Source organism: Pseudomonas sp. 58 R 3, assembly GCF_900006605.1.
Taxonomy (GTDB): Bacteria; Pseudomonadota; Gammaproteobacteria; order Pseudomonadales; family Pseudomonadaceae; genus Aquipseudomonas; species Aquipseudomonas salomonii.
Genome location: NZ_CVTT01000069.1, coordinates 26,692 through 42,272, shown reverse-complemented (window position 1 = coordinate 42,272; position 15,581 = coordinate 26,692). Strand labels below are relative to the sequence as shown.

The following is a 15,581-nucleotide window of genomic DNA, read 5'->3' as shown; positions in this document are numbered from 1 at the left end:
TTGAAGGGGTTATCACACCTGTACCCTGCTAGGCCCGAGCTTTACTCGGCGTACGCCCATGTCATCCTGAATGAAGCCCCGCCCCACTCCGAATCCAGCACTTCTACCTGCCCGCCATGCCACTGGCTGACGCGCTTGACCAGCGCCAGGCCCAAGCCAAAGCCGCCGGTGCGGCGATCGCGGCTGGCATCCAGGCGCAGGAAGGGTTCGAAGATCTTCGACCGCCCCTCCATCGGCACACCAGGGCCGTCGTCATTGACCCGCACTTCGTAGCCATTGCCGAACTTGACCAGCGACACCTCTACACGTCGCTCAGCGTAGCGAATGGCATTGCGCAGCAGGTTGATCACTGCACGCGCCATAAAGCGCGGCTCGATCTGGATAAAGTCGACCTCACAGGTGCGCAACGACAACTGCACCCCGGCTGCCTCGGCCTCCAGCGCCACGCTGCCGATCACGCTGTCGAGCCAGCTGTGGGCTTCGATATTCTCCCGAGTGACCTGGGTGGCGCCGCGCTCCAGGCTGGCGTAGGTCAACAGTTCGGAGACCATTTCTTCCAGCTCGCCAAGGTCAGCGTACATATCGGCGATCAGTTCGCGGCTCTGGCGTGGGTCGGCCTGTTGCTTGAGTTGATCCAGCTCAAATGACAAGCGCGCAATCGGTGTGCGCAACTCATGGGACACCGCGTTGGTCAGCTCACGCTGGTTGGCGATCAAGCTTTCGATGCGCTCGGCCATCTGATTGAAGTGCCCGGCCAGCTCGCGCACGGTCGAACGGCGTGGCAGCAGGATGCGCGAGCCGAGGTCGTTATCGCCAAAGCGCTGCGCGGCCAGGCGGATATGCTCCAGGTCACGCCAGTGCGGGCGTACCCAAAAATACAGGACGATGGCCAGGCTTACGCCCAGAAAGCCATAGGCCCACAGGTACAACCATTTGGGCTCTTCCGGCAGCTTGATCTGCAGCAGCTGTGGGCCGCCATCAATAGTGGCCAGAAATTCCATGAAGTCGCCGCGCACCACCAATTGGCCGCCGGCCAGCAGTTGTTGTTCGCGGTCAGTGAGCGCCAGGGTGTCGCGTGCCACCAGCTTGAGGCGCAGGCCGTAATGGGTTTGCAGCTCGGCCAGGCGCGCATCGCGGGCCGCGCCCTGCACCGGGCGCAGTTGCTCGACCAGGCCGTAGGCCGGCCCGCGCAAGGCTTCGCGGTTATAGACTTCGTTGGCTTCGGGCAATAACTCATCGAAGGTGTAGTTGACCAGCCAGATCGCCCCGGCCAACCCCAGCGCCAGGATCACATACAGGCGCAGAAACAGGCGCAGCATCTAAACCTCCCACGCAAACGGATTGAACAGGTAACCCTTGCCCCAGATGGTCTTGATGCACACCGGTTCGCGCGGGTTATCGTTGAGCTTGCTGCGCAACTTGCTGATGTACACGTCGACGCTGCGGTTAAGGCCATCGAACGCGATGCCGCGCATGCGGTTGAGGATGTCGTCGCGCGAAAGGATAGCCCCCGAGTTGCTGGCCAGCAGCCACAGCAACTCGAACTCCATGGTGGTGAGGTCGATGGCCTCACCACCCAGGCTGACGCCCCGACAACTGCGATCAATCGACAGACGGCCAAACTCCAGCGCGCCGCGCACCGTGGGCTCCGGCACCTGACGGCGCTGCAAGGCGCGCAGGCGCGCGAGCAGTACCGGCGGCTTGATCGGTTTGATCACGTAGTCGTCGGCGCCCGACTCCAGGCCCAGGATGTGGTCCAGGTCGTCTTCCTTGGCGGTGAGAATGACGATGGGCGTGTCGGACACATTGCGAATCTCCCGGCACACATGCAGCCCGCTCTGGCCCGGCAGCATCAGGTCGAGCACCACAATCTTCGGCTTGTAGTCGAGAAAGGCCGCCAAAGCCTCATCACCCCGATGCACCACGCGCACCTCGAAACCATGTTGCGACAGGAAGTGCGCGATCAGCCCTGCCAGCTTTTCATCGTCCTCAACGAGCAGGACCTTGCCCAGACCCAGGTTTTCCATAAGTTCTCAGTGTGGATGCGCGGATTGAAGTGTGAGCATTATAGGTGGCAAGCTGGCCTGAAAAGGTACTGGGCGCAGCAAAAAACGCCTTTCTGTGGGGCTTTCGAACAACCTTCATGTTTTTAAAGGTTTTTAACATTTCACCCGGAGTTTTTAACGTATCAAATCGCGGCGTTCGCAGCCTTGCCCAAGAAAAATCGTAATTTTTCTGACAGCCATAACTCACGTCATTTTCGGAAGTTTCGACACTAACATTTATTGAGCAAACGCCTTAAATTGTCACGACGCAGTGACAAAACAGTGACGCGGCCGTCGTTGACAGCCCAACAACGCCAATGAAACTATCCATGCACTTTTCAGCGACACCTGCCGATGAAAGTCATGGAAGATAATTAAAATAAATATCAAAGGAGTTGATATCGTGCACTCGCAACTTTTATCGATTGCTACCCCTGGTGCTTACCTCAGCGCCTTATTCAAACACAGCCCTTATTTAATTTAGCGAACCGCGCTTACACAGCCGTTCTGTCTTTATTTAAGCGTGTTATTGAATACAGGTACACACCATGCTTTTGTATCACGAGGTCATCGAACATAACGCCTCCCGCCACCCGCACAAGTGCGCTGTTGCGCTCGATGCCGTCCATTGCAGCTATGGAATGCTTCAAGCAAGAACGACACAAATAGCCCGACTGCTGGTCGCCAGCGGTGTTCAACCAGGCGATCGCGTCGCCCTGTATTCACCGATCTGCATCGATCTCATTGCCGCTTATCTCGCCGTCCTGCGCGTGGGTGCAATTACGGCGGCAACGCACCCCACTTACAGCCGCGAGAAACTGGTTCACCAACTCAAGCATACCGGTGCCAGGGTCCTCATCACCAAAGGCTGCGAGGCGCTGGAAACACTGGGTCGGGACACCGATTTAGAACGAATAATAATGATCGGCGACGCTGAGGCACCGCCGCCTGAGGTCATCTCTCTTGACCACGCCGTATTGGCGCCCGACGTTGCGCAGGCAGCACTTCCCGACCTGCAGGACGACGCCCGCATCACCTCGATCTTCTATACGTCCGGCTCGACTTTCAATCCAAAAGGTGTGGTCGTTAACCACTCAATCATGGTTGCCGCAACGACGAGCGTTACCGCCTATTTGAACAACACACCCGACGACGTGATCCTCAGCTATTCCACACTGGCTTCCGATTACGGCGTGTACAACATCCTGATGCCCTTGTATTTCGGTGGCACGTCGGTCATTGAAAGTCGCCCGCCTCAGGATGCAGACGCGGTGCTGAAGGTCGCGGAACGCGAGGGGGTGACTGGCATGCACATCTTCCCGCCGATATTTTTCCTGCTGGCCGAAACAAAACAACACTGGCAACGTCAACTGCCTCGTCTGCGCTACATTTCCAGCAGTGGCCAGCCGCTGTATACCCGCCACATAAAACGCATTCGTGCTGCACTTCCCGCTGTTCAGATTTACTCCAACTATGGGCTGACCGAATGCAAACGGGTCAGCTACTTGCCACCTGATTACATTGATAAATACCCCACTTCAGTTGGTAAACCCTTACCCGGCGTCACCGCACTTATTGTCGATGAGGAAGGCAAACAGATAACACAGCCGGGAGTTATTGGTGAACTTTGGGTGAGCAGCGACTACCTGTTGCTGGAGTATTGGAAAATGCCCGAGGCTACTCATACGGCTATCAAGACCGGTGTAGTCGGTGCACAAAGATTCTATTGCACGGGCGACCTCTTCAAGCGAGACGATCAAGGCTTTCTCTATTACGTCGCCCGCAAGGATGATGTATTTGCACGCAACATATGGAATGTCAACCCGCGCGAAATAGAGCAGTGCCTGGCCTCTCACCCGGCCGTCGCCCAAGTGGTTGTAGTGCCTGTGGCGGATGAGTCTGCCGGATTTTTGCCCAAGGCTTGTGTGGTGCTGGAGCGCAACCATGATTCAAGTTGCGAAGCCGCACTGCATGAATACTGCAAACGGCATATGGACTGGCACATGGTCCCTGCGCAGTGGGCGTTTATGGACGCATTGCCGCAAACCGATTCAGGCAAGACGACCGGCAAAGGCCTGGCTTGACATCAAGGAGCGATTCGATGGATCACTTGCACAACAGTAGGCTCGAAACAGACTTACAAAACAGCTCGATGTTTAAACTGGCCGAGCATTTTCACAGCCTGGCCACTGGCTCCACACAGGTTCCTTCGCGCCCACTCACCAGCCACCTGCGCGAGACAATCGTTGACGCCGATGTCGTCGCTTATCACGATCAACTGGTAGCTGAGGCCGGCCCACTGTTTTCACATTTCCTGGCCAGCGTGCCGTACATTCTTGAGGAAATGGCACGCATTGGTGTGGCGCTCACCCGGCTTTCCCAGGCCCGCCGCACAGGGCCGGAGCAACGCTTCAGTTTTTTTGAAGTCGACGCCTTCGACGGCAGCAACGGCCGCGCGCTGGCAGCTCACTCTGCCGGCCTGGTGCAGACACTGACCTGCTCGCCTAACCGTGCCAATCAGCTCGCCTTCGACCGGTTTGCAAGCCCCGAACACTCGCTGTTCTACCCGGAGTCGTTCTTCAAAGTCAGCCCGGCGCTACTTGGCTCACCACCTCTTGTACGATTTGCCGAAGGTTTTGATTACCTTTACGAAACCGCGGCCTTCCAGTTTTACACCCAGGACCGCGACTTACAGCTCAGCCATGTCAAACCGCTGCTCAAGCCAGGCGGCCTCGCGTTCTTTTTAGAAAAGGTCAATCACGTCGACCCTCAAGAGTATCTGCGCCGAGAAGCGTTGAAGGACCAGGACTTCAAGACGCGCTACTTTACCGCCGCAGAAATCGAGTGGAAGCGCCTGCAAATGCTCGAACAGATGGAAAACGGGCAAGTGTGCATGGACGTGCTGGTGGCAGCCCTTCAGCGGCACTTCAAGTACGTGTTCCTGCTATGGAACAGCACCAACTTCTGCGAGTTCGTTGCCTCAGACGAACACGACCATATTGAGCAATTCATTGATTTGCTTGGCCCAGTCAACCAACCGCGCTCCTTTTGCTTCGAACACGCCTCCCTGGGCAAGCAGACACAAAAGGAAGCGCCCAATGCCTGAAGCTTATCTATCAAGGTGGCGCGAACGCGCAGCCCTGGCCGACAAAAATCGCCAATTGAGCGATCAAACACTCAGAGAATTGCACGCCAGCGGCTTGCTGTCGTTAGTCTGCCCGCGCCGAGCGCAACCGACATTAGCTGGCTGGCCAACGCTGGTGCGCTCATCCAGGACGGCAGCCAGGGCATGCGCGTCGACCGGCTGGTTGATCAGCCTGGTGGGCGGACATGCCGCCATCGCCGCACGCCTGAACCAGGCCTTCGAGGCGAAACTCTACCGTACAGGCACGCCCCAACTATTTGCCTCCGCGTCAGCAGGCCTGGACAGTCGATTCTGGTTTGAACCTGAGGGCATGCGCGTCAGTGGTCAATGGCGCTTCAGTTCCGGCATCGAACATGCCACGTGGTTGATCCTGAATGCCCCATGCCCCAACCATCCCACGGCCGGCGCCAGCGAACGCTGCCTGGTTGTCATAGCGAAAAAAGACGTCGTTGTACTCGATTCCTGGGATACCACGGGCATGCGCGCAACAGGCTCTCATGATGTGGTGACGCCCGATCTGCTGGTGCCTCATGACGAAGTGTTCCCACTTCAACACGTGTTTGGCCACCGGCCGGCTGGGGCCGGGCACGAGTACCTGTACTGCGTACCCATCGTGCCGTTCATCACGACGTCGATCATCGGCCCAATTCTGGGATGCGCCGAGGGCGCTTATGAGCTGCACCTCCAGGCACTGGCACGAGATACCACAGCCCCTTGCGCCATCGCCCTTGAGCGCGCGGCCCACAGTGGCGCGCAGTTGACAGCAGCCGGTGCGCTGTTTGATTCATTGGTCGATCGTCTGCATGCGTCGGGCCAGGCACAACGCGCGCTCACCGAGCGCGAGTTGCTGGCCCTCAAGCGTGATCGCAGCTACCTCACCCACCAATGCGTCGAAGCAGTGCGGCGTTTGGTCGAACACAGCAGCGCCTCGCTGATGACCACCGAGAACCCGTTGCACAGGCATTGGCGCGACCTGCAGACCATGGCCGCCCACCGTGACGTGCACTGGGACTCGGCCATGTTGGCGAGCGCCACCTCAGAACTCCATCACTGCCTTAACGCCCAGCATTAACAGGAGACGATCATGTTTGTTCGCAACAAGACCGATATTGAGAACACCGCTCACTTTGTTGAATGGGGCGCTGGAACCAGTCACCGCTTGCTGACGGAGAAAGACGGAATGGGCTATACCGTCTGCCATACCGTTGTGCGAGCCGGTACGGAGTCGCTGCTGCACTACCGCAATCACCTGGAAGCCTGCTACTGCATCGCCGGTGAAGGTGAGGTTGAAGATATGGACGGCAATATCTACCCGATCCGCCCGGGCGATATGTATGTCCTGGACCAACATGACCGGCATTATCTGCGCGGTGGCGTGCATCAGGATCTGATACTGGTGAGCGTGTTCAACCCGCCGCTTCGTGGCGATGAGCGCCATAACCTCACCGATACCGGCGGCTCAAGCTATTAAGCAGCCGGTTTGTTGACGCTTTGATCCATTGATACGAGAGCACCATGCGCAAGGACTACCTGGCTTTTTTTATCTCGCTGTTCCTGTCGCGGCTGGCGGACCAGATTCTGTTGTTTATCGTGCCGCTGATCGTATTCCAAACCACCAACAGTGTGTCGTGGGCGGGGTTGGCGTTCTTCGTCGAGTCACTGCCGCGTTACCTGGCGTTCCCGGTGTGCGGCGCATTGTGCGACAAGTTCTCGCCGGTGCGCATCCTGCATATCAGCCAGGTTTACCGCGCATTGGCATGCGTGCTGGCGGTGACGTTGTATGGCGTGTTCGACGGTATTTATTGGTTGGTGATCCTGTCGGCGCTGTGCGGCGTGTTGACGACCCAGGGCATCATGGCCCGCGAAGTGGTGATGCCGCATATCTTCAAGCATTACACCTATGCCAAGACCTTGTCCTACTCACAGATCGCCGACCAGACCGGCCTGGTGCTGGGGCCGCTGGTGGCGGCGCTGATGCTGGAGGTGTGGGCGTGGCACTGGGTGGTGGTGGGCATTGCCGGGCTGTTTGTGCTCGCGGACCTGGCGATGCTGGTGTGGCAGCGCAACACCACGGTCAGCCTGGAGAGCTTTGAGCAGCATCAGGATATCTGGCTGCAACCGCTGCGCATTGCCTTCGGGCATATCCGCGGCCTGGTCGAGCTGAAGCGCATCATTGTCCTGGCCGTGGGCGTCAACTTGATCATCGGGGTCACGCTGGCCACGTCCGCGGCCATGGTCACCGGCCTGTTCGCGGCGGGCAAAGATGCCTATGCGTTGTTGCAGGCTGCGGGCGCGGTGGTGACCATTGTTATTCTGTTTTACCTGGCGCGTTCCAGCCTGCCGTTAAAGGTGCTCGGCGGGCTGTCCTATTCAATGATCGCGGCCGGGGCGTTGATCATGGCCGTCAGCCCCAATCTGTGGGCTTACACCCTGGGGTTCCTGCTGATCACCGGGTTCGACAAGATGTTCAATGTGTACATGCGCAGCACCCGCCAGCGGGTGATTCCGGTGCAGGACTTCGGCAAGACAGTGGGCGTGATCACCTTGCTCAATAACCTGGCGCAGCCGCTGGCGGGCCTGTTGATCGCCGTGCTGGCGGCGCCGCTGGGCACGCAAACGGTGATCCTGCTGCTGGCCGGGATCACCGCGCTGATCGGCGTGGCCGTCGCCTCAGGCTGGCACGCCACTGTGAAAGCGGAACTCGATGTCGGGTGACTCGATCAGTTCCTGCTCGGCGGCGCGCACCCGTTGGATCACCTGGGCGATGTCCTTGGCGTCGCCGTACTGGTAGGCGAGCTTCAGATAACCCTGGAAGTGCCGGGCCTCGCTTTTGAGCAAACCGAAGTAGAACTTGCCGAGTTCTTCGTCCAAATGCGGCACCAGGGCTTCGAAACGCTCGCAACTGCGCGCCTCGATAAAGGCGCCGACCACCAGCGTGTCCACCAGCTTGACCGGCTCATGGCTGCGCACCACCTTGCGCAAACCCGAGGCGTAACGGCCGGCATGCAGTTGGCGCAGCTCGACCTTGCGCTTTTTGATCAGGCGCATGACTTGTTCGTGGTGCACCAGCTCTTCACGCGCCAGGCGCGACATCATGCTGATCAGGTCCACATGGGCGTGGTACTTGGCGATCAGGCTGAGGGCGGTGCTGGCGGCTTTGAATTCGCAGTTCTTGTGGTCGATCAGCAGGGTGTGCTGATCGGCCAACGCGGCCTGGACCCAGGCGTCAGGGGTGCGGCAGCCGAGGAATTCGTGGATTTCGGGCAGGTTCATCGGGCTCACGGGCAAAAGGATCACAAAAGGCCGGCGATTATACCGACCCCGCCGCAGACCACCAGCCACCGGCCTTGATGTGCATCAACATGACGTCTGGCGGGCAGCAACTATAGTTGTTCCAGGCCCACCCTTTTGGAGACCCCGACCATGCAAGCCATTCGCAGCATCCTGGTGGTGATCGAACCTGAGCATTCCGAAAGCCTGGCGCTCAAGCGCGCCAAGCTGATTGCCGGGGTCACCGGCGCGCACCTGCATTTGCTGGTGTGCGACAAAAAGCACGAGCATTCGGCGCTGCTGAGCCTGCTCAAGTCCGGCCTGCAGGAGGACGGCTACAGCGTGACCACCGAGCAGGCGTGGAACGACAGCCTGCATGAAACCATCATCGACGTGCAGCAGGCCGAAGGCTGTGGCCTGGTAATCAAGCAGCACTTCCCGGACAGCCCATTGAAAAAGGCCCTGCTGACGCCGGCAGACTGGAAACTGCTGCGCTACTGCCCTACCGCGGTGCTGCTGGTGAAAACCTCGACGCCCTGGGCCGACAAGGTGGTGCTGGGGGCGATTGATGTGGGCAACAGCGACAGCGAACACCAGGCGCTGCACAACACCATCATCGACCATGGCTTCGACATTGCGCGCCTGGCCAAAGCGCAGCTGCACGTGATCAGTGCCCATCCGTCGCCGATGCTGTCGGCTGCAGACCCGACCTTCCAGCTCAAGGAAACCATCGAGGCGCGCTATCGCGAACAATGCAAGGCGTTCCAGGCCGAGTTTGATATCGACGACACCCACCTGCATATCGAGGAAGGCCCGGCGGATGTGTTGATCCCCCATGCCGCCCACACGCTGCAAGCGGCGGTGACCATTATCGGTACGGTGGCGCGCACCGGGCTTTCCGGCGCATTGATCGGCAATACGGCGGAGGTGGTGCTGGATGCGGTGGAAGGTGATGTGCTGGTGCTCAAGCCGCAGACGTTGATGGATCACCTGCAGGAGCTGGCGACCAAGGCCTGACCTGAAATAGCCTCCTCAGACCATGGAGATCAAATGTGGGAGCGGGCTTGCTCGCGAATACGGAGTGTCAGTCACCGAATTATTGACTGATCTACCGCTTTCGCGAGCAAGCCCGCTCCCACATGTTTGATGTGTGTTGTCAGTCCGCCAACGCATCTCTGAGGAACCCCGGCGCGATATAGCGCTGGTAATGCGCCTCGGACAAGATAAAGAACTCACGATCAATGGCATCGCGCAGTTCCGGCAGCGCCCACTCACGAAACTCCGGCAGCAGCACCATGCCATAGGCTTCCAGGTTGGAAATCACCCGCGCGCCACGGGCGATCAACTGGTAGGCCCAGCAGTATTCGGACTGGTGCGGCACAAAGCGAATCTTGCGCTGCTCAAGCTGCCCGCGCAGCATCTTGGGGTCGAAGACTTCCAGTTTGGCCGCCATCACTTGCACCAACAGCTGTTCCAATCGCAGCCATACCGCGCGTTTTTCTTCTTCGTTATAGCCATTCCACTGGATCACCTCATGGTGAAAGCGTTTGCAGCCACGGCACACGAGATCGCCGTAAACCGTGGAGCACAGGCCGACGCAGGGGGTCTTGATGGCTTGGTTGGACATGGGCAGCGCACACAAATCAGCGAAACGATGCGCCATGTTAGCCCTTTGTCTAAGGTTGATCACCCAGCAAACTTGGTGAGGTAACTTACCTTTAGATTTTTTTTGCCGTAGAATCATCCGGCCTTGTAAGGCGCCAATAATCCGCTGGAAGCTGTTTTCAAAGCGTCACGAGCACAGTCGTTCCTTCAGAACGGTGTTGGCGCAGGTTCGACCCGGTAGGTCAGAGCCCGCGCCAACCCTCATCAGCTCCGTTCTGCAGGCGTAAAACTTTGAAAGCAGCTTCTGTGAGGAATGCCGGCAGCGCTGGCTTTGCGGCCCAAAAAGCCCCCGAGCGCATGCGTGCCGTTCATTTCTGGATGAGCGTCCCGTGGGACCACTGATGAGGGTAATAACTGTGCTTGAAGCCTACCGCAAACATATCGAAGAGCGCGCAGCACTGGGTATCGTTCCCCAGCCGCTTAACGCCGAACAAACCGCAGGCCTGGTCGAGCTGCTGAAGAATCCTCCGGCTGGCGAAGAAGAATTTCTCGTTGACCTGATCACCAACCGCATTCCACCAGGCGTTGACGAGGCTGCCTACGTCAAGGCCGGTTTCCTGTCCGCCCTGGCCAAGGGCGAAGTCACTTCTCCCCTGATCGACAAGAAACGCGCGGTTGAACTGCTTGGCACCATGCAAGGCGGCTACAACATCGTGACGTTGGTCGAGCTGCTGGACGACGCCGAGCTGGCCCCTGTCGCGGCCGCCCAACTCAAGCACACCCTGCTGATGTTCGATGCGTTCCACGACGTGGCCGAAAAAGCCAAGAACGGCAACGAGCACGCCAAAGGCGTGATCCAGTCCTGGGCTGACGGCGAGTGGTTCCGCAACCGCCCAACCCTGGCCGACAAGATCAGCCTGCGCGTCTTCAAGGTCACCGGCGAAACCAACACCGACGACCTGTCCCCTGCCCCGGACGCCTGGTCCCGCCCTGACATCCCGCTGCACGCCCTGGCCATGCTGAAAATGGCACGCGAAGGCATCGTGCCGGACGAGCAAGGCAAAACCGGCCCGATGAAGCAGATCGAAGAGATGCGCGGCCAGGGTTTCCCGATCGCCTACGTCGGCGACGTGGTGGGTACCGGTTCGTCGCGTAAATCGGCAACCAACTCGGTATTGTGGTTCTTCGGCGACGACGTACCGTACGTGCCGAACAAGCGCGCCGGCGGCTTCTGCTTCGGCAGCAAGATCGCCCCAATCTTCTACAACACCATGGAAGATGCTGGCGCACTGCCAATCGAATTCGACGTGACCAACATGAACATGGGCGACGTGATCGACCTGTACCCGCATGCTGGCAAAGTCTGCAAACACGGCACCGACGAAGTCCTGACCACCTTCGAAATGAAGACCCCGGTGCTGTTGGACGAAGTTCGCGCCGGCGGCCGTATCCCGCTGATCATCGGCCGTGGCCTGACCGACAAGGCGCGTGCTGAGCTGGGCCTGGGCCCTACCGACCTGTTCAAACTGCCAGAAGCACCTGTCGACACCGGCAAGGGCTTCACCCTGGCACAGAAAATGGTCGGCAAGGCCTGCGGTCTGCCAGAAGGCAAAGGCGTTCGTCCTGGCACCTACTGCGAGCCGAAGATGACCACCGTGGGTTCTCAGGACACCACCGGTCCTATGACCCGTGATGAACTTAAAGACCTGGCGTGCCTGGGCTTCTCGACCGATCTGGTCATGCAGTCGTTCTGCCATACCGCGGCGTACCCCAAGCCGATCGACGTGACCACCCACCACACCCTGCCTGACTTCATCATGACCCGTGGCGGTGTATCGCTGCGTCCAGGCGACGGCATCATCCACAGCTGGCTGAACCGTATGCTGCTGCCGGATACCGTCGGCACTGGTGGTGACTCCCACACCCGTTTCCCGATGGGCATCTCGTTCCCGGCCGGTTCCGGTCTGGTCGCGTTCGCCGCAGCCACTGGCGTAATGCCACTGGACATGCCGGAATCGATCCTGGTGCGCTTCAAAGGCAAAATGAAACCTGGCATCACCCTGCGTGACCTGGTTCATGCCATTCCTTACTACGCGATCCAGGCTGGCCTGCTGACCGTAGAGAAGAAAGGCAAGAAGAACGCCTTCTCCGGCCGCATCCTGGAGATCGAAGGCCTGAACGACCTGACGCTGGAACAAGCCTTTGAGCTGTCCGACGCCTCGGCTGAACGTTCGGCTGCCGGTTGCACCATCAAGCTATCCAAGGATTCGGTCACCGAGTACCTGAACTCCAACATCACCCTGCTGCGCTGGATGATCGGCGAAGGTTACGGCGATGCACGCACCCTGGAACGTCGCGCCCAAGCGATGGAAGCCTGGGTTGCCAACCCGGAGCTGATGGAAGCCGATGCCGACGCCGAATACGCCGAAATCATCGAGATCGACCTGGCCGAAATCAACGAGCCGATCCTCTGCGCACCAAACGACCCGGACGATGCCCGTCTGTTGTCCAGCGTTGCCGGTGAGAAGATCGACGAAGTGTTCATCGGTTCGTGCATGACCAACATCGGTCACTTCCGCGCTGCCGGTAAACTGCTGGAGCAGGTCAAGGGGCAGCTGCCAACCCGTCTGTGGCTGTCGCCGCCGACCAAGATGGACGCTCACCAACTGACCGAAGAAGGCTACTACGGTATCTACGGCAAGGCTGGCGCGCGCATGGAAATGCCGGGCTGCTCGCTGTGCATGGGTAACCAGGCACGTGTAGAGCCGAACTCGACGGTTGTGTCGACTTCGACCCGTAACTTCCCGAACCGTCTGGGTGATGGCGCGAACGTCTACCTGGCTTCGGCTGAGCTGGCGGCAGTTGCCTCCACGCTGGGTCGCCTGCCGACCGTCGAAGAGTACATGGGTTACGCAGCGAAACTGGACACCATGGCCAGTGACGTTTACCGCTACCTGAACTTCGACCAGATCGCCGAGTTCCGCAAGATCGCAGCAAGCGCCAACATCCCGGTGATTCAAGCCTAAGATGTTGTGATTTAAAAAACGCCGCGCATCGCAAGATGCGCGGCGTTTTTTTATGCCTGGAATACAGCGCTAACAACCCCACCAAACAAATGTGGGAGCTGGCTTGCCTGCTCCCACACTTTTTGATCATTGGCACTCACGACCTGGTGTGCAACGCCAACTGCACTGCGCCATCGACACTCAAGGCACTCAGCAAAACCTGTGGCGCAACGGCTTCGGGCAAGGCTTGCAGTACTTCCAGCGCCGCATGCCGCACCCGCGCCAGTACCAGCCGCTTGCCCTCCCCGTGCACCTGCGCAAAAAACGCTGCCAGCGCCTCGATACTGGTGCCGTCAAGGTCAGGAGACTCCTCCATGCTCAACACCACCGCATCGACCGGCGACTGACGCATCAAGCGCAACGCCGCACCCAGGATGCGTTCGGCATTGGCAAAGAACAGCGCCTCGCTGGGCCGCACAATCAACAGGCCAGGCACTTGCACCGCATCGGCATGGTGTTGTTGGTCAACAAAATCGTGAGTGTCGCCCAAGCGCCCCAGCACTTGAATATCCGCCGAAGACATCTGGCGCAACATCAACACCACGCTGATCGCCACCGACACCAGCAAGCCATCCAGCACGCCCAACACCAGGACCGCCGCTACCGCGCAGACCACCAGCAAACGGTCACGGCGCCACCGGAAATAACGGCCCAAAGGTTGCAGGCTCAAACTACGGCCCAGCGCGTAGATGACGATGGCGGCGAGCACCGGCTCCGGTGTTAACGCCACATACGGCAGCACCGTCAACACGATCACCAGCACCACCAACGCCGCAATGATGCCCGCTAGGCGCGAACCGGCGCCGGCGGCCTCATTCGCCGACGTCGCCGAATAGCCCGCACCGGCGGGCATGCCATGGAACAACCCGGACACCAGGTTCGCCGCGCCCAGCGCCAACAGATCGCGATTGGATGACACCCGGTCGCCATGTTTTAGTGCGAACGAACTGATAGAGCCGTAGGACTCCGCATACAGGATCATGACCAAGGCAAAGGCCAGCTCGCCCAGGCGCAACCAATCCGCGAACGGCAGCACCGGAAAGTGCCCCAGTTCCAGACGCAGATCAATCATGCCGATCAAGGGCACGCCATGGGCCTGCAAGCCCAGGTACTGCCCGGCAACAATCCCCAGCACCACCACCAGCAAGCCGCCCGGCAAACGCGGGATTCGCGCGCACAGCCACAAGACGGCCAATGCTGCCGCTGCCACCAGCGCCGCCGGCCAGTTCCAGCGCGGAAGTTGTTCCAGTAGTTGCGGCAGGAAACGGATCAGGTTGTTATCGGTCAGGTGTACGCCCACCACACTCGCCAATTGCTTGAGGATGATGGTCAGCGCCAGGCCAAAGGCAAAACCGCGCAACACCGGCTTGGCGATAAACGACGTCACACCGCCCAGCTTGAACAAACCGGCCAGCAAAAACAGCACGCCGGTGATCAGCACCAGGCCGAAGGCCAGGGACAGCCTGAGCGCCGGATCATCACCGGCCAGGCTGGCGGTAGCAGCCGCCAATACCGCCGCCGAAGAGGACGTGGCCGACACAATCGCGAAACGGCTGGTGCCCAGCAGGCCGTAACACACCAGCCCGGCAAACAAAGCGATAACACCGGCCTGCGGCGGCAATGCGGCGATGCTGGAATACGCCACAGCCTCCGGCAGTAATAAACCGGCGATGGACAGCCCGGCAAGGATGTCCTGGGTACGATTGGGGGGTACGGCAACGGGCGTAACGGTTTCAGTTTTCAATCGGCCCAACCCACCCAGGCAAATAACGGGCTTCCTGACTGCGCGCCAGGGTCATGGCCTTGCCCAACAATTTGGCATTTGGCTGGCTGACAACATCGCTGCCGATACGGCTGCGAAAGAAGTCCGCCCACAAAAACTCACTGAACGGTGTTGCGTCCTTGGCGTAACCACCGGCGGTGCGCAGCAGGCCGGCAAGGCTGCGGTAAGGGTCGTCCTGCAGGTCGGTTATCTTGCGGGGAATGGCTTCATAGGTACGCTGCAAACCGCGCGCGTCGTAGGGGTGGACCCATTGATTGAATGCCATGACATTCCAGAAGGTGCTGCGCTCGACGAAAGACAGGTCCTTGAGCATGAGCAGCGAGACACTCTTGACCTCTTCCAGAATCAAGGCCAAACCAAAATGGTGGTGGTCGGTGATGTAGTAGCGTTCGTCCGGCCCCAGCACACAAGGAAACCAGTGCTTATCGAGGGCGGCGGCGCGCTCCCTGCGCTTGAGTTTGGTCCAGGCGTCGCGCTTGGCAGCGACTTCAGCCATGCCGACCGTCAATTGTGTAGGGTGCAGTTTTTCCAGTTTGCCTGTGACCAGTTGCGGACGGGGCCGAGCCATGGGTATCTCCAAAGGGAACCAACACGTCGACAGCTTAGCCCTCATTGCCATCGGGATTTTTTTCGGACACAAAAAAAGCCGACTCACGCAGTGCGCGAAT

General features: G+C 59.3%; 13 protein-coding genes. 7 read left to right on the top strand and 6 right to left on the bottom strand.

Translation table 11 applies throughout. The features are described from left to right. Positions 1-41: 41 nt before the first annotated feature. Both BFP92_RS23450 and BFP92_RS23445 read right to left on the bottom strand, forming a co-directional pair. Positions 42-1,319, bottom strand: a complete 1,278-nt coding sequence (locus tag BFP92_RS23450) for an ATP-binding protein (protein WP_065931319.1) — start codon at positions 1,317-1,319, stop codon at positions 42-44. Next, the gene (locus BFP92_RS23445; protein ID WP_065931318.1) at positions 1,320-2,027 is read right to left on the bottom strand and encodes a winged helix-turn-helix domain-containing protein; all 708 of its coding nucleotides are present in this window, start codon (positions 2,025-2,027) and stop codon (positions 1,320-1,322) included. Between the two features lie 566 nt (positions 2,028-2,593). Between BFP92_RS23445 and BFP92_RS31460 the strand changes: the two genes are divergently transcribed. Genes BFP92_RS31460 through BFP92_RS23420 form a run of 5 tightly spaced genes read left to right on the top strand, consistent with a single transcriptional unit; the run spans position 2,594 to position 7,905 of the window. Continuing rightward, positions 2,594-4,129 (top strand): class I adenylate-forming enzyme family protein, encoded by a 1,536-nt coding sequence (locus BFP92_RS31460; protein WP_122528122.1) that lies wholly within the window; start codon positions 2,594-2,596, stop codon positions 4,127-4,129. Beyond that, positions 4,063-5,151 carry a class I SAM-dependent methyltransferase gene (locus BFP92_RS31455; protein WP_239694310.1) on the top strand — a complete coding sequence of 363 codons (1,089 nt, stop codon included), beginning with the start codon at positions 4,063-4,065 and terminating at the stop codon, positions 5,149-5,151. Before BFP92_RS31460 ends, BFP92_RS31455 begins: the two co-directional genes overlap by 67 nt. Then, on the top strand, positions 5,144-6,262 hold the full coding sequence (locus tag BFP92_RS23430) for an acyl-CoA dehydrogenase family protein (protein ID WP_083221789.1): 1,119 nt from the start codon (positions 5,144-5,146) through the stop codon (positions 6,260-6,262). The genes BFP92_RS31455 and BFP92_RS23430 overlap by 8 nt, the downstream gene beginning before the upstream one ends. A 12-nt stretch (positions 6,263-6,274) precedes the next feature. Continuing rightward, positions 6,275-6,661, top strand: a complete 387-nt coding sequence (locus BFP92_RS23425) for an ectoine synthase (RefSeq protein WP_056860240.1) — start codon at positions 6,275-6,277, stop codon at positions 6,659-6,661. A gap of 44 nt (positions 6,662-6,705) precedes the next feature. Beyond that, positions 6,706-7,905 (top strand): MFS transporter, encoded by a 1,200-nt coding sequence (locus tag BFP92_RS23420; protein ID WP_065931315.1) that lies wholly within the window; start codon positions 6,706-6,708, stop codon positions 7,903-7,905. Here the strand turns inward: BFP92_RS23420 and miaE are convergent. Continuing rightward, a complete protein-coding gene (gene miaE / locus BFP92_RS23415) occupies positions 7,861-8,463 on the bottom strand; it encodes a MiaE family protein (RefSeq protein ID WP_056860242.1) in 603 nt (200 codons plus the stop codon). The genes BFP92_RS23420 and miaE overlap by 45 nt on opposite strands. Before the next feature lie 150 nt (positions 8,464-8,613). On the opposite strand from miaE, the gene BFP92_RS23410 reads away from it, so the two are divergent. After that, positions 8,614-9,477, top strand: coding sequence for a universal stress protein (locus tag BFP92_RS23410; RefSeq protein ID WP_065931314.1), 864 nt, complete (start codon positions 8,614-8,616; stop codon positions 9,475-9,477). Positions 9,478-9,616: 139 nt separating this feature from the next. Here BFP92_RS23410 and BFP92_RS23405 read toward each other — a convergent pair whose 3' ends face one another. Continuing rightward, complete coding sequence (locus BFP92_RS23405) at positions 9,617-10,087, bottom strand: DUF1289 domain-containing protein (protein WP_065931313.1); 471 nt, start codon at positions 10,085-10,087, stop codon at positions 9,617-9,619. A gap of 394 nt (positions 10,088-10,481) precedes the next feature. On the opposite strand from BFP92_RS23405, the gene acnB reads away from it, so the two are divergent. Further along, on the top strand, positions 10,482-13,091 hold the full coding sequence (gene acnB, locus BFP92_RS23400) for a bifunctional aconitate hydratase 2/2-methylisocitrate dehydratase (RefSeq protein ID WP_017137496.1): 2,610 nt from the start codon (positions 10,482-10,484) through the stop codon (positions 13,089-13,091). Positions 13,092-13,227: 136 nt separating this feature from the next. Here acnB and BFP92_RS23395 read toward each other — a convergent pair whose 3' ends face one another. Both BFP92_RS23395 and BFP92_RS23390 read right to left on the bottom strand, forming a co-directional pair. Continuing rightward, positions 13,228-14,874: a SulP family inorganic anion transporter gene (locus BFP92_RS23395; protein ID WP_065931312.1), complete on the bottom strand. Its 1,647-nt coding sequence runs from the start codon at positions 14,872-14,874 to the stop codon at positions 13,228-13,230. Then, a complete protein-coding gene (locus BFP92_RS23390) occupies positions 14,864-15,481 on the bottom strand; it encodes a ParB-like protein (RefSeq protein WP_065931311.1) in 618 nt (205 codons plus the stop codon). Before BFP92_RS23390 ends, BFP92_RS23395 begins: the two co-directional genes overlap by 11 nt. Positions 15,482-15,581: the final 100 nt, after the last annotated feature.